The organism is Streptomyces sp. NPDC006879, assembly GCF_042869595.1.
Classification (GTDB): Bacteria; Actinomycetota; Actinomycetes; order Streptomycetales; family Streptomycetaceae; genus Streptomyces.
In genome coordinates this window covers 257,385-276,281 of record NZ_JBIAGC010000003.1, presented here as the reverse complement: position 1 = coordinate 276,281, position 18,897 = coordinate 257,385, and the positions used below count along the sequence as shown (strand labels likewise).

General features: G+C 70.8%; 18 protein-coding genes and 1 pseudogene. 10 read left to right on the top strand and 9 right to left on the bottom strand.

Translation table 11 applies throughout. From position 1 onward, the window contains the following. Positions 1 to 336 precede the first annotated feature (336 nt). Complete coding sequence (locus ACFYMC_RS04430; RefSeq protein WP_388518621.1) at positions 337 to 1,380, top strand: DUF2637 domain-containing protein; 1,044 nt, start codon at positions 337 to 339, stop codon at positions 1,378 to 1,380. 41 nt (positions 1,381 to 1,421) lie between these two features. On the opposite strand, the gene ACFYMC_RS04425 is transcribed toward ACFYMC_RS04430, so the two are convergent. Continuing rightward, on the bottom strand, positions 1,422 to 1,811 hold the full coding sequence (locus ACFYMC_RS04425) for an ATP-binding protein (RefSeq protein ID WP_388518619.1): 390 nt from the start codon (positions 1,809 to 1,811) through the stop codon (positions 1,422 to 1,424). Between the two features lie 871 nt (positions 1,812 to 2,682). Here ACFYMC_RS04425 and ACFYMC_RS04420 point away from each other — a divergent pair. Continuing rightward, positions 2,683 to 3,254: pseudogene (locus ACFYMC_RS04420) on the top strand (IS5 family transposase); the annotation flags it as partial. A 14-nt stretch (positions 3,255 to 3,268) separates the two neighbouring features. Here the strand turns inward: ACFYMC_RS04420 and ACFYMC_RS04415 are convergent. Together ACFYMC_RS04415 and ACFYMC_RS04410 are read right to left on the bottom strand one after the other, a co-directional pair. Next, on the bottom strand, positions 3,269 to 3,562 hold the full coding sequence (locus ACFYMC_RS04415; protein ID WP_388518617.1) for a hypothetical protein: 294 nt from the start codon (positions 3,560 to 3,562) through the stop codon (positions 3,269 to 3,271). A gap of 38 nt (positions 3,563 to 3,600) precedes the next feature. Continuing rightward, the gene (locus ACFYMC_RS04410) at positions 3,601 to 5,082 is read right to left on the bottom strand and encodes a protein phosphatase 2C domain-containing protein (RefSeq protein ID WP_388518615.1); all 1,482 of its coding nucleotides are present in this window, start codon (positions 5,080 to 5,082) and stop codon (positions 3,601 to 3,603) included. Between the two features lie 450 nt (positions 5,083 to 5,532). On the opposite strand from ACFYMC_RS04410, the gene ACFYMC_RS04405 reads away from it, so the two are divergent. Both ACFYMC_RS04405 and ACFYMC_RS04400 read left to right on the top strand, forming a co-directional pair. Further along, positions 5,533 to 6,522, top strand: a complete 990-nt coding sequence (locus ACFYMC_RS04405) for a helix-turn-helix domain-containing protein (RefSeq protein ID WP_388518613.1) — start codon at positions 5,533 to 5,535, stop codon at positions 6,520 to 6,522. Positions 6,523 to 6,561: 39 nt separating this feature from the next. Continuing rightward, on the top strand, positions 6,562 to 7,047 hold the full coding sequence (locus ACFYMC_RS04400) for a DUF456 domain-containing protein (RefSeq protein WP_388518611.1): 486 nt from the start codon (positions 6,562 to 6,564) through the stop codon (positions 7,045 to 7,047). Positions 7,048 to 7,593: 546 nt separating this feature from the next. Here the strand turns inward: ACFYMC_RS04400 and ACFYMC_RS04395 are convergent. Beyond that, a complete protein-coding gene (locus ACFYMC_RS04395) occupies positions 7,594 to 8,157 on the bottom strand; it encodes an NADPH-dependent FMN reductase (RefSeq protein ID WP_388518608.1) in 564 nt (187 codons plus the stop codon). A gap of 120 nt (positions 8,158 to 8,277) precedes the next feature. Between ACFYMC_RS04395 and ACFYMC_RS04390 the strand changes: the two genes are divergently transcribed. Then, the gene (locus ACFYMC_RS04390) at positions 8,278 to 8,817 is read left to right on the top strand and encodes a MarR family winged helix-turn-helix transcriptional regulator (protein ID WP_388518605.1); all 540 of its coding nucleotides are present in this window, start codon (positions 8,278 to 8,280) and stop codon (positions 8,815 to 8,817) included. Here the strand turns inward: ACFYMC_RS04390 and ACFYMC_RS04385 are convergent. The 3 genes from ACFYMC_RS04385 to rsgA all read right to left on the bottom strand — a co-directional run bounded on the left by ACFYMC_RS04385 (position 8,783) and on the right by rsgA (position 11,980). Beyond that, a complete protein-coding gene (locus ACFYMC_RS04385; protein WP_388518643.1) occupies positions 8,783 to 9,253 on the bottom strand; it encodes a methylated-DNA--[protein]-cysteine S-methyltransferase in 471 nt (156 codons plus the stop codon). The two genes, ACFYMC_RS04390 and ACFYMC_RS04385, sit on opposite strands and share 35 nt — an antisense overlap. Before the next feature lie 96 nt (positions 9,254 to 9,349). Continuing rightward, complete coding sequence (locus ACFYMC_RS04380; protein ID WP_388518602.1) at positions 9,350 to 10,750, bottom strand: DNA-3-methyladenine glycosylase 2 family protein; 1,401 nt, start codon at positions 10,748 to 10,750, stop codon at positions 9,350 to 9,352. Between the two features lie 153 nt (positions 10,751 to 10,903). Further along, complete coding sequence (gene rsgA / locus ACFYMC_RS04375) at positions 10,904 to 11,980, bottom strand: ribosome small subunit-dependent GTPase A (RefSeq protein ID WP_388518599.1); 1,077 nt, start codon at positions 11,978 to 11,980, stop codon at positions 10,904 to 10,906. Between the two features lie 387 nt (positions 11,981 to 12,367). On the opposite strand from rsgA, the gene ACFYMC_RS04370 reads away from it, so the two are divergent. After that, complete coding sequence (locus ACFYMC_RS04370; RefSeq protein WP_388518596.1) at positions 12,368 to 13,171, top strand: helix-turn-helix domain-containing protein; 804 nt, start codon at positions 12,368 to 12,370, stop codon at positions 13,169 to 13,171. On the opposite strand, the gene ACFYMC_RS04365 is transcribed toward ACFYMC_RS04370, so the two are convergent. Both ACFYMC_RS04365 and ACFYMC_RS04360 read right to left on the bottom strand, forming a co-directional pair. Next, positions 13,057 to 13,524, bottom strand: coding sequence for a VOC family protein (locus ACFYMC_RS04365; protein WP_388518594.1), 468 nt, complete (start codon positions 13,522 to 13,524; stop codon positions 13,057 to 13,059). The two genes, ACFYMC_RS04370 and ACFYMC_RS04365, sit on opposite strands and share 115 nt — an antisense overlap. A 70-nt stretch (positions 13,525 to 13,594) precedes the next feature. Beyond that, on the bottom strand, positions 13,595 to 14,725 hold the full coding sequence (locus ACFYMC_RS04360) for a YihY/virulence factor BrkB family protein (protein ID WP_388518591.1): 1,131 nt from the start codon (positions 14,723 to 14,725) through the stop codon (positions 13,595 to 13,597). 17 nt (positions 14,726 to 14,742) lie between these two features. Between ACFYMC_RS04360 and ACFYMC_RS04355 the strand changes: the two genes are divergently transcribed. The 4 genes from ACFYMC_RS04355 to ACFYMC_RS04340 all read left to right on the top strand — a co-directional run bounded on the left by ACFYMC_RS04355 (position 14,743) and on the right by ACFYMC_RS04340 (position 18,734). Next, a complete protein-coding gene (locus tag ACFYMC_RS04355) occupies positions 14,743 to 16,383 on the top strand; it encodes an acyl-CoA dehydrogenase family protein (RefSeq protein ID WP_388518589.1) in 1,641 nt (546 codons plus the stop codon). Between the two features lie 223 nt (positions 16,384 to 16,606). Then, entirely contained in the window at positions 16,607 to 17,863 is a 1,257-nt protein-coding gene (locus ACFYMC_RS04350; protein ID WP_388518640.1) for a GAF domain-containing protein, read from the top strand. Between the two features lie 13 nt (positions 17,864 to 17,876). After that, a complete protein-coding gene (locus tag ACFYMC_RS04345; protein ID WP_388518586.1) occupies positions 17,877 to 18,440 on the top strand; it encodes a GNAT family N-acetyltransferase in 564 nt (187 codons plus the stop codon). Between the two features lie 210 nt (positions 18,441 to 18,650). Further along, complete coding sequence (locus tag ACFYMC_RS04340) at positions 18,651 to 18,734, top strand: putative leader peptide (RefSeq protein ID WP_315877410.1); 84 nt, start codon at positions 18,651 to 18,653, stop codon at positions 18,732 to 18,734. Positions 18,735 to 18,897 lie beyond the last annotated feature (163 nt).

Here is an 18,897-nt window from a genome sequence, read left to right as displayed (position 1 = left end):
GAATACGCCCAGTATGGGGACGCCCCTCCGCCTTGCGATGCACCGCATCTGACGCCGTGCGCTGATCCACCGGGGATTACGGGACAGCCCTTAGGTCACCCGGACACCCTTGGGCCCCAGCACAAATGATCACGCCACTCTTTCGAGTGCAAATAATCGAACTCAGATGCACATATTGGATGGCGCGTTCGAATCACATCGCCCTATCCGGAGGGTGCCGCACCACGATGGCGTCCTCTTGCCCGGAAAACCGCATGTCCGCCCAATCCCATCCGACACCATGTCCTGCGGAACGCCGCTCACGCGAGAGCACTCACGCGATGCAAGGGACACCGGATGAGACTGACCGACATATCGCTGGAATGGCTGCTGCCCGGCAGCCTGCTGATCCTGGGCGTCCTAGCGGCTGTGGCGGTTCTCGCGCGCGGAAAGCGCGACGGGGAGAAGGGCGCCGCTGAGGACAGTTGGGAGCGGAGCGAGGAGCGACGCCGGCGCAAGGAAGCCGTCTACGGAACCGCTTCGTACCTGCTGCTGTTCTGCTGCGCGGCGGTCGCCGCGGCACTCTCCTTCCACGGCCTGGTCGGCTTCGGGCGACAGAACCTCAACCTCACCGGCGGCTGGGAGTACCTGGTCCCCTTCGGCCTGGACGGGGCAGCCATGTTCTGCTCTGTCCTGGCGGTGCGGGAGGCCAGCCACGGTGACGCCGCGCTGGGTTCGCGACTGCTGGTGTGGACGTTCGCGGGCGCCGCCGCCTGGTTCAACTGGGTCCACGCCCCGCGGGGTCTGGGGCACGCCGGCGCTCCGCAGTTCTTCGCCGGCATGTCCCTCTCGGCAGCCGTGCTCTTCGACCGGGCGCTCAAGCAGACGCGCCGAGCCGCGCTACGCGAGCAGGGACTGGTTCCCCGGCCCTTGCCGCAGATCCGCATCGTTCGCTGGCTGCGGGCGCCTCGGGAGACCTTCGGCGCTTGGTCGTTGATGCTGCTCGAAGGCGTCAGAACTCTGGACGAAGCCGTCGAGGAAGTCCGCGAGGACAAGCGGGAGAAGGAACAGGCCCGTATCCGCCGCCGCGAGCAACAGAAGCGGGAGAGGGCCCACATCCGCGCCATCAGCCGCCAGCACCGTGCTTTCGGACGGGCCCGCGGAGGGCGTCAGCTGGAAGCCGCCGGCATCACCCCCGGAACGGGCTCCGCGGTCGGCGCGGAGCCCGCCATAGCGGAGCCGGAACAACTGCCCCTGCGCAGCCGGCACTCCCTCCAGGCCATCGGTCCCACTGATGGGCTGCGGACCGTGGACCTCACGGCCGAAGACGACACCCAGACCATTCCGCGGCTGGACTCCTTGGAGCGCAAACTGAAGGATCTTGAGCAGCAGTTCGGCTGAACCTGGTGGGCCCCCGGGCTACCGGGACGCACGGGGGTCGCTCAAAGCGACCCCCCGTCGACGTCCAACTCGAACCACACCACCTTCCCTGCCGGGTGCACATGGACTCCCCAGGCGTCGGCGAGCGCTTGCACCAGCACCAGCCCCCTGCCGTGCGTACCGTCGTCGGCGTGCGGTACGCGGATGCGGGGGTGCCGGGTGGTGAAGTCCTTGACCTCCACCCTCAGTCGGGAGGCGGCGACGGTCGCCGTGACCTCAGCCCCCTCCTTGGTGTGCACCAGGGCATTGGTGACGAGCTCGCTGGTGAGCAGCTCCGCTGTGTCGGCGTGGTCACGGCGCCCCTCGGCCGTCCAGTGCACGAGCAAGTCCCGTAAGGACCGGCGCACGTCGGTGACCACCGCCAGATCCGACCTCGACAGTCTTCGGCGCATCTGGATCTCCTCGGCAGGCTCGCGCGCAGCGGGCCGGCCCCTTCTCGGTTGCTTTCCGGTCGTAACCCCCACCTGCACGGCCGCCCTCCCCTTTCTCGCCTCGCATCGAACTGGTCTACGGGATGCATGCCCGCCAGGGACGGGGGCACTCCTGAACGTGACGGACCAGGCACGTCCGCTTATCGGCCTGGCATATTTCGCAGATTCGTCCGGGACAACTGGCGCATCCGCCCCACCCGATCGCCCAAGACGACCTCGCTGGCGGAAAGAGCGAACCCGTTCACCATTGCAGCGCTCGCCCTGTGCGTACCGGAGAGGGCGTTGGGGTCGGCTTCCACGTCCACCAGGGCAGGTCCTAGGTGCCGAAGGGCCTCCCGCGAAGGACCTCGGGGTCGGTTTCGACTTCTTCACCCGATCCCGCAGTACCCCGCCGCCCGGGCAACGGCCGCGAAATCCGGATTCCTGTAGGTGACCACCGTAGAAGGGCAGGCCCGCAACGAGCACCGCCCACTTCCCCAATAGGAAGGAAGAATTACTGAACGCACCCACTGCGACCGGAAGTTCGCACTACTCGGCTGTCTGGGAGTTGCGTCAGCAGGGAAAGGGCCGCCCTCCCGACGCGGAAATCACCTGACGGTCAGGATCGGCGCCCTTGCCCATGATCGCCTGGTGCGGCGCGTTGACCTTGGACCACCGGCGACCGACTAGTAGGGTCGGGGACTGGCGCGGTGGCTTCCGCTCCGTTTCCAGCCCCCGACCCTACTAGCTAAGGCCTGTCCCGCAGTATCCGGCGGGCGCGCGAGGACGACTACGGCGCCTCGCCGCGTTGTCGGATGGCCCGAACACACCCGCTACGAGGTCGCCCCTCCGCCGTGCCCATCAGCACGCGGCCGGCGCCCGCAAGAAGAAGCCACATGTCCCGAAAAAAGGACGACGCCCCGGCACCACCGCCCCGACGAAGGACTCGGACGGTCTCGGGGCGGCCTGACCTGCAAGATTCACCTCGCGGGCGAAGGCGGCTGCCGACCGATGGCCTTCCTGGTCACGCCCGGCCAGTGGGGCGACGCGTCGCAGATGATCGAGGTCCTCGAACGGATCCGCGTTCCCCGCCCCCAAGGCGGTCGCCCCCGCACTCGGCCGGACCACTTGGGCGGAGACAAGGCATAGAGCTCACGCTGCAATCGGCTCTACCTGCGAAGACGCCAGATCAAACACACCATCCCCGATCCGAAGGACCAACGGGCCAACCGCAAACACCGCGGCAGCGGGGGCGGCCGGCCCACCGGCTTCGACAGAGAGATCTACAAACGCCGCAACGAAGTCGAGCGGACGATCAACCGGCTCAAGAACTCCCGGGCCGTCGCCACCCGCTACGACAAGAGGGCCTACGTCTTCTGCGGCACCGTCACCACCGCGGCTATCCGGCTATGGCTCCGGGGCTGAGCCGGTCTGCAGCCTCAGTCCCCGAGGAACCACAGGTACAGGCCCTGTCCGTCGAGAACTACCTGCCCCAGCTCGATCAACTCGCGCGCGAACTCATTACTCAGCACTCCTGCAGGCAGCCGCGGCACTTCCTCCAACAGGGTCGACACCTGCCGGTGGTTGAAAGCGGTGTCCGCGTACGGCAGCAGGTGTCCCAGCATTGGAAACACTGACTGATCAAGACCAGCCAGCTCAGGACCCCAGACCACAACGTGCTTCGCGCGGGCCTCGATCGTGCGGTTCTCGCCTCGGATCTGGAGGTTAATCACGGTCAGACCCTATGGCCTCGTGATCCGCCGGACAGCCCTTAAGCCTCCCAGACGGCCGCCGCGCTCCGGTCGTCGGCATAGCCCTTGACCCGCATCTGAGTGTCCGCGAGGAAGGCGGCAAGACCGGGCGGCCCTCCCGGCGAGCCCCATGCGCCCGCCAGCGCCTGCGGCAACAGGGGCTCCCCGCGGAACGGCGCGGCGAGTCCTTCGCTGCACAACAGCAGGGTGTCGCCGGGGCGTGCCATGGTGGCCCGGAAACGGAAGGGTTCCTCGGCCGGCCCACCGGCGGCGCCCTCCACCTGCTCCGGCTCCGGCAGGCTCACGCCGGCCGCCCCAGCGGGCGGAAGCGGTTCGAGGTCCTGCCAGGAGCCTGCCCGTAGGCGGAACAGCCCGCCGGCTCCGACGCCGAAGAAGACCCGGGTGCGGCACCTGGGGTCGGCAGGCAGCAAGAGGCAGCGCAACGCGGCGGTGTACTCGTCCCCTTCGAGCCCGAGCTCGGCGGCCCGGGCACGCAGCCGGCCCAGTCCCCGGCCGGTGAGACGGTTCAGGCCGGATTTCAGATCTGCCTGTCGCCCGGCCCTGATGTCCTCGGCCAACCGCACCCGGCTGCGGCCCACCGCTCCCGCGATCCAACGGCAGGCGTCCGCCCCTGCAAGCTGCGCGGCGCCGGCCGCGCGGGTACCGGTCGCCACGGCGACCAGCACGAAGGCGTCCTCGCCGGCGCCGAAGCGGGCGATGAGCATCCGGTCCCGACGGGGCTGGCCGCGGTAGCGGGCCGAATCACCGCGCACCGAGGCCGCCCGGAGCGTGTAGGAGCCGTAGCGCGCTCCGTCCAGCACCGTGTCGGGCACCAGGTCGCCGACGGCGTCCGGCTCGGCGGGCGGCAACGCCACGGGTTCCTCCTCGTAGGTGGGCGGCCGGTCACCCACATGGCGGACGCCTGGGCGGTCAGCAGCGTTGACGCCGTCGGATTGCGGCTCGGTTCCTGCCGCGCTCCGAGCGGGAGGGGCCTTCCGGGCTGCGGTTTCGCGGGAGGCAGTGGTGTGCGGCGCGCGCTCGCCGTCCTGCTCGGCAGCCCGCTCCGCGACCCTCGGGTCGGTGGCATCCGGTGGGCGGGGCGTGCGCCGCCGCATGGGCAGCGCCCCCACGGCTCCCGCCGGGTCCGCCGGCAGGGCTTGCGACTCCGGTGGCTCGGGGCTGCCCTCCGGCGGAGCCTGCGGCGCGGGTAGCCGGGCCGGCGAGGACGCTGCTGGCCCGGGGGCTACGGGTGGCTCCCAGGGCCGCCGCAACGGAAGGTCCGCCACGGTCGGCGTCCTCGGCACCGCCCCACCGCGAGGGCCGGGCGGGGTTTCACAGGAGCCGTCTTGAGGCCCTTCGGGTGTGGTGCGGGCCGCGTCCGGAGCCAGCGCCTCGGAGGCCGACTGGAAGCGGTCGTCGAGGGACTCGCCCGCCGAGGCGGGCGCATCGGGAGGATCGCCCTCGTACAGCCGGTTCCACCAGTCATCCGCCTGCTGACTCATTCCCCCATCATCGCCGCCCGGGCGGTGCAGGAGCGGGGCAACGGGAAAATCCCCGCCCGAGAGCGAGGCGCGGACACCTCACCGCGCGCCCGTTCGGCCGACTGTGGAAGACCGCATGCCTCGCGGCATCCTCCCCACGGGAAATAGCCCCCACGGCCCTGCCGACGGGTGTCTTGGGGGCGAGGGTGGCCGCTCTCGGCGGGCTCGACCGTATCGGGCGCATCACCTCTCCCAGGTGAATGGTGACCAATCATCACTTTGATGGCATAAGGAGCCTCCCCCCGGGCACCTGGCCCACGGCTTCGGCCTCGGGACCGCACAGCCTTGGCGGAGACCGGGGTGGTGCGGCGATGATGTTCCCGGGCGGTTTCGCGCCGTGGCCGTTCTCCGCCACGGACCGCGAACGGGGAGAGCCGCCGAAGGAACGGCTTGAGGGGCGGGTGGACAGGGGTGTTGGGTGTCATTGGTCTGGACGAGGCGCAGGAGTCGGCGTACCGGTTGTTGGTCGCGCTCGGCGCCGCCGAGGTACCCGATCTCGCCCACCGGCTGACCCTGCCGGCAGACCGTACCGAGCGGGCGCTTCGGCATCTGGAACGACAGGGGCTGGCCGCCCAGTCCTCGTCCCGACCCGGCCGGTGGGTGGCGGCGCCGCCCGGCGTGGCGCTGGGTGCCCTCCTGACCCAGCAGCGCCACGAGCTGGAGCAGGCCGAGCTCGCGGCGGCCATGCTGGCCCAGGAGTACCGGGTGGAGGCTGCGGAGCCGGCTGTGCACGACCTGGTCGAGGTGGTGACCGGGGCGAGCGCGATCGCCCACCGCTTCGTACAGCTCCAGCTGGGGGCGGCGGAGGAGGTGTGCGCACTGGTCACCGCGCAGCCCATGGTGGTGGCCAGTGCCGACAACGAGGCCGAGGAAGCCGCTGCCGGGCGCGGAGTGGACTTCCGGGTGGTGATCGAACGAGAGGTCCTCTCGCTGCCTTCGGGGGTGTGTGAAGCGCAGGTCGCCCTCGGTCGGGGCGAGCAGGTTCGGGTGATGGAACGGGTCCCGACGAAGCTGGTGATCGCCGACCGTAGCCTGGCCCTGGTACCGCTCACGGCCGAGGGTGTCGAGCCCACGGCGCTGGTGGTGCACACCAGCGGCTTGTTGCAGTCCCTGTTGGGGCTATTCGAAGCGGTGTGGCGAGAGGCGTTGCCCTTGCGGCTGGCCGGTTCCGGCACGGTGGCCCAGGATCTGGCCGGTCCCGACGAAACGGACCTGGAAGTGCTCTCGCTCCTGCTGGCCGGCCTCACTGACGCCAGCGTGGCCAAACAGCTCGATCTGGGCCTCCGCACCGTCCAGCGCCGCGTGAAGGGCCTCATGGAACTCACCGGGGTGACCACCCGCCTGCAGTTGGGGTGGCAGGCCTACGAGCGGGGCTGGGTGGCGCGGGAACGCCGGACCTGACGGGCTGCGACTTGGCGCCGGCTCCGGCACCCTGGGCAGATGGAAGTGCCCGAGCTCCTGCTGATCGGAGGGGTGCTGTCGTTGGGCCTGCTCGGAGTACTCGCCCCGGGCGTGCCGGGCACCTGGCTGATCTGGGCAGCGCTGCTGTGGTGGTCGATGCACGTGCGCACCGGCCTGGCCTGGGGGGTGCTCGCGGCCGGCACCGTCTTGCTGTGTTGCGTCCAGGTCGTGAAGTGGCAACTGCCACCCCGCCGCGTTCGGGGTCTGGGCGTCCCCCCGCGGACCGCCGCCTTCGCGGGCGGCGGGGCGCTGCTGGGCTTCGTCCTGTTTCCGGTGGTCGGCGCGGTTCCGGGCTTCGTGGCCGGCATCTACGGCAGCGAGCGCCTGCGACTGGGCGGCCACGGAGCGGCAGTCGCCTCCACCCGGGAGGTGATGCGCGCCGTGGGCACCAGTGTCCTGGTGGAACTCTTCGCCTGTCTGCTGATCGTGGGTGCCTGGCTGGGGGCCGTGATCGCCCAGCCCTGAGCCGGCGCCGACAGCCGGCTGGGACCGCGCGGGCGGCTGCCGCACAGCGGCACTCGCCCGCGTCGTCCCGGGGGCCGGCACCTTGGCGGGACGGCCCTCGCCTACAAGGGCCGTCCCGCGAGACCCGATGGATCAGCGTGCGGCATCAGACGCGGTGCACCGCAAAGCGGAGGTCTACCCTCCATCCCGGGTGTGTTCGGGCGATCCGACAACGCTGCGAGGCGCTGTAGCTGTCGTCGCGCGCCCACCAGGTGTTGCGGGACGCCTCACCGCGGCGCCAGGTCCTCGATCGGGCGCGCGAGAGTGCGCACCGGGCGGGGGTGGAGTCAGGCTTGCCCCCATGAGGGCATTCGAGGGCTTCACCGAGACCGAGCGCGCGTATCTGACGTCCCAGCCCCTGGGGCGGCTGGCCACCGCAGACCCCCAAGGCCGTCCACGGGTTCTTTCGACAACGCGGCGAGCGTGCGTGCCAGGCGCCGCGGGGCAGGCGGGACTCTCGCAACACGCCCTTTAGGCCGGGGCGCGGCGCAGCGGCTGGCGGGCGGATCAGACGGTGACCGGCACGGCGCGGACCAGTTCGGCCACCGAGTCCAGCATGGTGGACACCTGCTCGGCCACGGCCTCGTCGGCGAGGAACGAGCCGTCCGGGCCGAGGCGGTCGGCGATGCCCGGCAGGGACATCGCGGGCTCCGCTGCCACCAGGCCGAGCCGGCGCAGGACGGGCCGCAGCATCTCGATGGCGGGTGCGCCTCCGGTGGGACCCGAGCTGTAGCTGACCAGACCGACCGGCTTGTCCTTCCACTCCGCGTACAGGTGGTCCAGGGCGTTCTTCAGCGGCGCGGTGAAGCCGGCGTTGTACATCGGCATGACGAAGACGAAGGCGTCGGCCGAACCGGCGAGGGCGCTCCACTCCAAGGTCTTGGGCTGCACGTAGCGTCCAGCGGAGGGGAGTTCGGGTTCGTCCAGGAAGGGCAGGGCCAGTTCCGCGAGGTCCACCGGGACCACCTCGAATCCGTCGTGCCGCTCAGCGGCTTGGGCCATCCACCGGGCGAGCGGGCGGCCCGCGGAGACGGAGCGGGTGCTGGCGGAGATCACAAGCAGGCGGGACATGGCGGGGAGCCTCCAGGGCCGGGAAGGTCTAGTTGACGTGTCACCAAATTAACCCCATGGCTATATGACGTGTCAACGGGTTAGGTGACATATCAATCACTACCTTCTAGAGTGACCGCCATGACCACGGAGCCCCGCTGGCTGAGCGACCCGGAACAACGTGCCTGGCGCACCTTCCGCCGTATGTTCCCCCTGCTCAACGCGGAGATCGCACGGGACCTGGGACAGGACAGTGGGCTCTCCGAGGCGGACTACGACGTGCTCTCGATGCTCAGTGAGACCCCGGACCTCCGCTTCCGGATCAGCGACCTGGCGGACCGGATGCGTTGGTCCCGCAGCCGCCTCTCCCACCAGCTCACCCGGATGCAGGCGCGCGGCCTGGTCCGGCGCGAGGAATGCCCGACGGACGGACGCGGTGCGCTGGTCGTCCTCACGGAGGAAGGCCTCGGCGTCATCGAGGAGGCCGCGCCCTTCCACGTGGAGTCCGTGCGCCGGCACCTCATCGACCTGCTGACCCCCGCGCAGCTACGCACCGTGGTGGAGATCGGAGAGGCGATCGCCACCCGCCTCGACGAGGGGCGTCCCGCCGACCAGGAAGAAGCCCCCGGATCCGATCGACCCACGCCTACGGCCGCATCGGCAACGAACCCTCCAAGGTGAGCAACCGGCGCTTGCGGTCCAAACCAGCCGCATAACCGGTCAATCCCCCGTCCGCACCGAGGACCCGGTGGCAAGGGCGAACGATGAGCAGCGGGTTGGCCCCGATGGCTCCCCCAACAGCCCGAACGGCCGCTCGGGAAGCGCCGATCCGGGCAGCAACCTCCCCGTAGGTGACGGTCTCGCCGTAGGGCACGGTGTCCAACACCTCCCAGACGCGGCGACGGAACTCGGTTCCCGCCGGGCGCAGGTCGAGCTGGAACCGGGTGAGTTCACCGGCGAAGTAGGCGGTGAGCTGCCGCTGCGCCTCGGTGAAGAGGGCGGGCTCCGCAATCCACCCGCTCTGCACGCTTTGACCGCCCTTCTGGTCCGAGAGGGAAAGCGAGCTCAAGCCCGACTCGTCACCGGTGAGGAGGATCTCACCCAGCGGGCTGGCCATCGTCGCGTAGCGGACGGCAAGGACCTCACCGCCCTGGTCCAGCCGCCTCGTAGGCGGTGCGGTCGATACGGAGGGGGAGTTCGGGGTCATCATGCCTCAGGGTCCTTCCAGTGCCGGGAGGGCGGTCCACAGGTGGTGCTGGGCGTACGAGCGCCAAGGGCGCCAAGCCGGAACGTCGTTCTCGTCCCCGACAGCCACGTCGGGGTCGGCGAGCGCCCGCATCCGGATCAGTGCGGCGGTGCGGGCAGTCATACCGGGCAGCGTCCGCAGGGCTCTGGCCGCCTCCTCCCGGTCCGCCCCCGCATCGAGGCGGAGCGCGCCCTCGGTGAGGGCGCGGGCCAGGGCGGCCAGCTCGGGCCGGGGATGGTCGACGAGCACGGCGGGGGTCGGGAAGAGAAGGTTCAAGGAGCCGTCCGCGGCCTCCAGCGGGGTGCCGTAGGCCCGTACCAGGTCCCGCGCCCCAGCTGCACCGGCCAGCGCGCGCAGCGCGTACTCCTGCGGGTCGGCGCTGCCGGGCGAGCGCAGCCCGGGCCGGGCCGCGATCAGCGGAACCAGCCTCGGGTCCGTGCCCAGCCGCTCGGCCACGGCCTGCGGGTCGGCGTCGAGGTCGAACAGTCGACGCACTCGCTGCACCGCCATGGTCAGGTCCCTTAGGTCCCGTAGGTGCAGCCGAGCGTCCAGCCAGGGCCCGGCGGGGCCGTCGTCCCGGCCTGACCGCTCCGCCACGTGCAGGACTGCGGTGCCGTGGGCGAGCCGCAGGGTGCGCCGGTAGGTGCGGCCCCCGGGCCCGTCCGTCACCTCCTCCACCCCGGGCAGGCATTCGGCTGCCAGGAAGTCGAAGATCTCGCGGGCGGCGTACGGCGGCCGGTAGGCGAGCCGCAGCGGCAGACCGGTCTGGGCGGTGGGCCGCGCATCGCGTGCGGTCTGCCGCTCGCGGCGCAGCTCGCTCGGTGACCGCGCGTAGATCTGCCGCATGGTCTCGTTGAACTGCCGCACGCTGGAGAAACCGGCCGCGAAGGCGATGTCGGTGACCGGGAGCGCCGTGGTGTGCAGGAGCACTCTCGCGGTGTGGGCCCGCTGGGCACGTGCCAGGGCGATGGGTCCGGCGCCGAGTTCCGCGGTGAGCTGGCGCTGCACCTGCCGGGTGCTGTAGCCGAGCCGGCTGGCCAGTCCATGGACGCCTTCGCGGTCCACCACCCCGTCGCCGATCATGCGCATGGCACGTCCAACGGTGTCGGCGCGCACGTTCCATTCCGCGGAACCGGGAACGGCATCGGGGCGGCAGCGCCGGCAGGCCCGGAAGCCGTTCCCCTGCGCCGCCGCCGCGGTCGGGAAGAACCGGACGTTGCGCCGTTTGGGGGTGACCGCCGGGCAGCTCGGCCGACAGTAGATGCCAGTGGTGCGGACGGCGAAGAAGAACTCGCCGTCGAACCGTGCATCGCGGCTGCTCACCGCCTCGTAGCGGGTCTCTTCGTCCCGCGGTGCTTCATCCCTCACGCATCCAGTGTGCGTTGCCCCGCGCCGCGTCACTGGCGGGTTTCGGACACCGCGCTGCCCGCCGGCGAGTACGCGCGGCGGGTCCCAGGCACGGGTTCACCATGCGACACATCGGGTGCGAACCCGTGCCTGGGCCGGTCGGATCAGCGAGGGTCAGCGGCTGTGGCCGCCCCTCTTGGCTTCCCAGCGCGCCCGCCCCTCGGCGCTCTTGAGCCGCCAGTCCCGACGGATCTCCGCCCGCAGCCGGGCATCGGTCTTGGCGACGATCCGCTGGTTCTCGCGCAGCAGCTTGCGGTAGCTCTGCAACCGGCGCACGGGCAGTTCACCCGCCTCGATGGCCCGGAGCACCTCACAGCCGGGCTCCGATTCGTGCGCGCAGTCGTGGAAACGGCACCCGGTGGCGATCTCCTCGATCTCGGAGAAGGCCTGACCGACGCCGGTTGCGGCATCCCAGAGCCCGACTCCCCGCAGTCCGGGGGTGTCGATGAGGACCCCACCGCCTGGCAGGGCGAGCAGGTTGCGGGTGGTGGTGGTGTGACGGCCCTTGCCGTCCACCTCGCGGATGGTCTGCACGTCCATCACCTCCGCGCCGAGCAGGCCGTTGGCGAGGGTGGACTTGCCCGTTCCGGACACGCCGAGGAGCACGCTGGTGCCACTGCTGAGCGTGGCGCGCAGGACGTCGAGCCCGTCTCCGGTGCGCGAACTGACCGGCAACACCAGCACACCCGGCGCGGCCGTCTCCACGTCCTGCACGAGGTAGGACAGGGCCACCGGATCAGGCACCAGATCGGCCTTGGTCAGTACCACCAACGGCTGGGCACCGGACTCCCAGGCCAGCGCGAGGAAACGTTCGATGCGGCCGAGATCGAGCTCGGCGGCGAGTGAGACCGCGATCACGGCGTAGTCAACGTTGGCCGCGAGGATCTGACCTTCGGAACGCTGGGAGGACGTAGCGCGCACGATGGCCGTGCGACGCGTCAAACAGGCCTGCACGTAGCGCGGTTCGCCGCCGGTTTCGAGCGCGGCCCAGTCACCGGTGCAGATGACCCGCAGCGGATCGTTCGGAGTGACCAGGGCCGTGTCCGCGCGGACCAGGCCGTCGGCGGTGACGAGGTCGCACCGCCCGCGGTCGACCCGCACCACCCTGCCGGGCACGAGGCCCTGAGCGGCGTACGGGGCGAACGCGGCGGCCCACCGCTGATCCCAGCCGTAGGCCGCGAGGGGATGCACCCGACCAGAGGCGTGGTCGGGGGTGGAGGTGTTGCGGGAGGATGATGCGGAACCCGAGGAAGACAAGGGGAGCCCTTCGAAGGGTGGTCCCGGCGGCGCGCTCGGAGGTCGGCGCGCGAAAGCGCTTGGCCAGTCAGCCGGAGACCACGCAGGTGTGGTTGATGATCTGAAGTCGGGCGTCAGCCCTCACCGTGACAGTCATCGAAGTACACCTCCGCTCACATGCGTTCTCATCCGCAGCCGCACCGGTTCCGGGCGGCTGCGGAGCACTCTATCCGGGCCCGCGGTCCCATCGCCAACCCTTTTTCCGCCGGCCCTGCCAGGCCGGCACGGAGCCGGCGCCGACCGGGACGACGCCCGGTGCGCACGCCTCCTACGCTGGGGAGCGTGTACACCGAGCGGAGGTCCCAGATCCTGGCCGGCGCCGTGATCTGGCGCCACACCCCGGCGGCCGGTTCGGCAACCGCCGTGCTGCCGGACGGGTGCATGGACCTGCTCTGGGCCGGGGGCCGGCTTCTGGTGGCTGGCCCCGACACCCGGGCGCATCCGGCCGGCGAGGTCGGCGGCAGTTCGTTCACCGGGGTGCGCTTCGCTCCGGGCACCGCTCCCCGGCTCCTGGGCGTCCCCGCGGTCGAGCTGCGGGACCGGCGCGTGGAACTGGGCGCCCTGTGGCCCGACAAGGCGGTACGGGCCTGGGAACAGCGGGTGGAAGCCGCGCCCGACCCCGCCGCTGTTCTGGAAGCCCTCGCTGCCCAGCGGGCCGCAAGCTCTGCGTGCCCCGACCCGCTGGCGGCACAGGTGGTGCGGTGCCTGAAGGCCGGCTACTCGGTGGCCGCCACCGCCCACCGGCTCGATGTGGGCGAGCGGTCACTACACCGACGTTCCCTGGCGGCGTTCGGGTACGGACCCAAGACGCTCGCACGCGTGCTGCGGCTGGAGCGGGCGCTGGCCCTGGCGGCGAGCGGCGTCCCGGACGTCGAGGTGGCCTTGGCCGTGGGTTGTGCCGACCAGGCGCATCTGGCCCGGGAGATGCGTGCCCTGGCCGGAATGACCCTGGGCGCCTGGCGCGCCGGTCTTCAGCCGGCGCCTTCCACGCCGCCCTCCAACGGGCCGGTAGCGCTCGCGCCGGCGGACTCCAGGGGTGCGAAGAGCGAGACTCCGTTGCCGTCCGGGTCCCGGACCACGGCGTAGCGCTGCCCCCAGAAGGCGTCCCAGGGCCGCAGGTGCCCCTGGTAGCCGGCTTCGGTCAGCGCGTGGTATCGGGCGTCGACGGCTTCCGGCTTCCCGCAGTGGAAGGCGAGTTCGACCCGGTTGCCGCCGCTGGGGCGGGTCCAGTGCGGGTCGAAGGAACGGACGGTGTCCTCGGTGTCGAAGGCCAGTCGCAGGCCACCGGGCAGGGTGGTCTCCACATGGGGCTGGTCGTCACCCGCGGGGAGTTCCAGGCCGAGAGCGCGGTAGAAGGCCAAGGAGGCCGCCATGTCGGATACAACGACGCCGACGAGGTCGAGGCGGGGCGTTGCTTGATCGGGCTGCGCAGATGTCATGGGCCCACGTTAGGAGCGCCGCCCCCACCTCGTCTTGAAGGAATCGGACATCCGTGCGCGGTGTCGCCCCTCACTGTGGGTGCTTCTCCTTGCGCAGCCGAGCCGTGTAGTCCTCCGGGGGCAGGAACTTCGACCATCGCTCGGGGAACTCCGAGGGCATCTCGATGTCGTCCTCGTCGTCCTCCGACTCGCCCTCGCCCAGGGTCTGCCAGGCGGCGGCTCGGGCCACCAGTTCGGCTGCCTGCTCGGCCTTCACGCGCTCGCTGGCAGCGCGTGCGCTGGCCGTCTCCAGCGAGGGCCACACCCGGTCGATGGCGGCGTTGACGGCCGCGCCGACCAGCACGGCGAAGGCGGAGATGCCGATCCACAACAGCACCGCCACGGGGGCGGCCAACGAACCGTAGATGGTCGGCCCCTCCACGGTGTTGGCGAGATAGATGCGTAGGAGGAAACTCCCCAACACCCACATGGCCAGTGCCACCAGGGCTCCGGGCACGTCTTCGATCCAGGGCGAGCGCACCGGAACCGACACGTGGTAGAGCGTGGTGAGGAAGGCGACGCAGAGCAGTGTGACGGTTGGCCAGTACAGCACCGCGATCAGTTCCGTACCCCAGGGCACGAGCCGCACCACCGCGTCGGGGCCCACCACCATCAGCGGCAACACCACCGCGCCGATCACCAGGGCGACGACGTAGAGGAGGAAGGCGAGCAGCCGGGTCTTGACGATGCCGCGCTGTCCGTCGAGCCCGTACATCACGGTGATGGTGTCGATGAAGACGTTGACGGCCCGGGATCCGGACCACAGCGCGAAGGCGAATCCGAGGGAGATGATGTCCGGCCTGCCCCGGCTGGTGACGTCGTCGAGGAGCGGTTTGGCGATGTCGTTGACGCCTCGGTCGGACAGTACGGTGCCGGACGCGCCCAGGATGTTCTCCTCGATGCTGGCCACCGTGGCGGTGTCGGTCCAGCCGTCCACGTAGCCGAGCAGGCCGATCAGGCCGAGGAAGAGGGGGGGCAGCGAGAGCAGGGTGAAGAAGGCCGCCTCCGCGGCGAGCCCGAGGATGCGGTACTCGATGCAGGAGTTGACGGTGTCCTTGAGCAGCAGCCACGCCATCTTGCGTTTGGACACGTTGCGGTAGAGGGCACGGGCCCGGTGGAGCCGCCCGGGTGAGCGCTCGGGTGTTTCATTTGCAGGCTGCACCTCCTTACCGTATCGGCATGGCGACCACCACCCACACCGTCACCAACCAGGCACCTCCCCTGGTCGGACATGACATCTACGGCACCGACCAGGCCCTCGTGGAGGGCGTGGAGCGGCATCTGGCCCCCGGGCTCCTCGCCGGAGCGCACCGGGAACTCGGCGAGCTGGGACGCTACGCGGGGTCCGCGCAGGCCCAGGAGTGGGCGGCCTCGGCCAACGAGAATCCGCCCAGACTGCGTACCCACGATCGCTATGGCGACCGGATCGACGAGGTGGAGTTCCATCCTTCCTGGCACCGTCTGCTGGGTCATTCCGTGGGTGCCGGGCTGACTGCGGCGTGGGGTCGGGAGGGCGGCCAGCTTGTGCGTGCGGCAGGGTTCTTCATCGCCTCCCAGGGGGAAGCGGGGCACGGATGTCCGATCTCGATGACGCATGCCGCGGTCCCGGCGCTACGCGCCGAGCCGGACCTGGCGGCCGTGTGGGAGCCGCTGCTGACCTCCCGGATCTACCAGAAGGAACTCCGTTGCCCGGCCCAGAAGCCGGGCGCGCTGCTCGGCATGGCGATGACGGAGAAGCAGGGCGGCAGCGACGTCCGGGCGAACACGACCAGCGCGGCGCCCCTGGACGCCACCGGCGAGTACCTGCTGACGGGGCACAAGTGGTTCTGCTCGGCGCCGATGAGCGATGGATTCCTCGTCCTGGCCCAGGCCCCGCAGGGGTTGTCCTGCTTCCTGGTACCACGGGTGTTGCCGGACGGGTCCCGCAACGCCTTCGCACTACAGCGGCTGAAGGACAAACTGGGAAACCGTTCCAACGCCTCGGCCGAGGTCGAGTTCGACGGTACCTGGGCGCACCGGGTGGGCGAGGAGGGTGCGGGGGTGCGGACCATCATCGAGATGGTCGCCGCGACCCGGCTGGACTGCGTGATCGGCTCGGCGGCGCTGATGCGGCAGGCCCTGACCCAGGCGGTGCATCACACCGCGTACCGGGAGGCCTTCGGCGACAAGCTGATCGACAAGCCGCTGATGCGCAACGTACTGGCCGACCTCGCGATCGAGTCGGAGGCGGCGACCGCGCTCTGGCTGCGACTTGCGGCAGCCGCGGACGCCGATACGCAGGCGGAGCGCGCGCTGCTGCGGCTCTCGGTGCCGGTGGCGAAGTACTGGGTGACCCGCAGGTGCACGCCGATGGTGGCCGAGGCTCTGGAGTGCCTGGGCGGCAACGGGTACGTGGAGGAGTCCGGGATGCCGCGGTTGCTGCGGGAGTCGCCTTTGAACTCCATCTGGGAGGGCTCGGGCAACGTGCAGGCACTGGACGTGCTGCGGGTACTGCGCCGGGAACCGGAAGCGCTGAACGCCTTCTTGGTGGAGGTCGGCCGGGCCAGGGGCGGTGACCATCGGCTGGACGCGGCGATCAGGGACCTCCTCGGGGAGCTGGCGGACCTGGAGGGCATCGAGGCCCGCGCAAGACGGTTGGTGGAACGGATGGCCCTGGTGCTCCAGGGCTCCTTGCTGGTGCGATGGGCTCCGCCGGAGGTCGCGGACGCCTTCTGCGGTTCCCGACTGGGCGAAGACGGCGGGCTCGCCTTCGGGACGCTGCCGCACACCCTGGACCTGGCGGCGATCGTGGCGCGGGCCCGGGTGGGGCACGCGGCGTGAGCCCCACCGCCTGCGGCAAATGACGGGACCGGGTGGTGCCGCGCCGACTCGGCACCACCCGGTCCACACGCCCCGAGGAGGAGCTGCGCCGCCGCTCAGACGGCGTTAGGCATTACTTTCGGTCAGCTGACCGGTAGAGGACGAGAGTTGCACGGGGTTGCAACTCGGCACGGGGGAGGATGCGGTGAGCGGTATCACCGTCGACTTGGCGCGGTTGGCCGCCATGGACGCCACACAGGCGGCGCGGCTGCTCAAGGGAGTACGGGCCGCCGCCCTGTCCGGGCAACGGCCGCCGGCGGACCCGCGCCCGGAGATCGGCGAATCCTGGCGTCGGATGCTGCACCGCGGGGTGGACCCGGAACTGGATGCCCGGTCCCAGATGCTCAGTGCGCAGGAGACCGAGGCGCGGCGCCAGGCCTCGCCGCTGCGCGAAGTGCTGCCGGTGCTGCGCGAGGGGCTGCTGCCGACGCTGGACCAGGCGCTGCACATCATGGTGGTGGCGGACGCCGAGGGTCGTTTGTTGTGGCGGGAGGGGCACAGATCGATCCTGCGCAAGGCCGACCGGTTGGGTTTCGAGGTGGGAGCGGACTGGAACGAGGGCGTGGTCGGCACGAACGGGGTGGGGACCTCACTGGTGGCCCGCCGGCCGGTGCAGGTGTTCTCCGCGGAGCACTTCGTCAGCAGCCACCACGAGTGGACCTGTGCGGGCGCGCCGGTCACCGATCCGCGGGACGGTCGGCTCCTCGGTGTCATCAATGTGAGCGGTCCGCTGGCCACGATGCACCCGGCGACGCTCACCTGGGTTTCCGCGGTGGCCCGTCTCGCGGAGAGCGAACTGCGGATGCGGCACCTCGCCGGGCTGGAGCGGTTGCGACAGGTGGCCGCACCCCTGCTGGCGCGATTGGGCGGGAAGGGGTTGGTCGTGGATGCGCACGGGTGGCCGGCGGCGGTGGCCGGCATGCCGCCGATGGACCGGCTGGTTCCGGCCAAGGGTTTCGGGCCTGGACCGGTCTGGCTGCCGGCGCTTGGCGACTGCGTGGTGGAGCCGCTGCCGGGGGGCTGGCTGATACGGGTTGACCAGGCCACTGAGGGGGGAGGGCCGGCCGGACGGGTGGTGCTGGACCTGCGGCGTGAGCGGCGGTGGACGGTATCGGTTTCGGGGTCGGCGGGCAGTTGGGCCCAGGATCTCAGTCCGCGCCACGCCGAGCTGCTGTTCTTGCTCGCTGGTGCTTGCGAGGGGCGGTCAGCCGCGGAGCTCGCACAGGAGATCTTCGGGGACCCTACGCGCACTGTCACGGTGCGCGCCGAGATGTCACGCGTACGGCGTCACCTTGCCGGTGTTCTGCGGCACCGCCCCTACCGATTTCACGAGGACGTCGAGGTCGAGGTCCGCTATCCGACCGATCGCCGCACCCTGCTGGCCCACTCCACGGCTCCGGCAGTGATCCGCGCTCGCTTGGGCCGCGAGCCGGTTCCGTGATTGTCTGACTGGCATGCGCACCACTCTCACCACCTGGTCACTGGAACAGACCTCGCCGAGCGACCTCCGCGCGTCGGCGCCCGCGGGGGACGGCATCCGCATCGAGCGTGCCGAGGTCCCCTCCCCGGAGTTGAGCCGCTTCCTCTACACCGCGGTGGGCGGGGATATCCACTGGGTGGACCGGCTCGGCATGACCCGCGCGGAGTGGGTCGAGGTGCTGGAGCGGCCGGGAACCGAGACCTGGATCGCCTACGACCGCGGCACCCCGGCCGGGTACCTCGAACTCCAGGCCCAGGAGGAGGCGACGGTGGAGATCGTCTACTTCGGCCTCCTACCGGACTTCCGCGGTCGACGCATCGGCGGCCACCTGCTCTCCCATGCGGTCGCCCGCGCCTGGGACCTGGCCGAGCGCTGGCCGCAGTTGCCGCCGACCAAACGGGTGTGGCTTCACACGTGCAGCCTGGACGGCCCGACCGCGATGGCCAACTACGAGCGCCGGGGCTTCCGGCTCTTCGACACCAAGGTCGAGGAGACCGAAGAGCCCGGCCCCACCCCCGGTCCCTGGCCCGGCGCCTGAACCCCGCTCCCTGAAGGCCCCCACACAGGGCCGCCCCGCACGGCCCCCTCACGCTTCGCGCTGGAGGGGGCCGTGATCGTTCCCGTGGGCGTGACCACGGGGGCGGGTAACGAGGTGACCCGCGTCACGCCATCTCGCATATCAGGACGATCAAGTCCGAATGATGGACACTAGTGGACTCCTCCAATAGGCCCGTGCCACGCTTCCGTCATGTCCCGAGCTGGAATTGCCTTGGTGAGTCGACGCCACGTCGACCTCGGCCGCATGTCCAGCGCCATGTGTCCGGCGCGCTGATAGATCCAGCACTGCCGCATTTCCGCGTCGTCCCCGCCGCTGCGGACGCGCCGGTCCCCCGAGGCCGCACTGCCCGCCCAACCGGTGGGGGCCGCTTCGCTCCGCCGCGCCTGCGCCCATGAGACCGCGGACCCTCCGCGCCGGGACCGACCGCCCGTCGCCT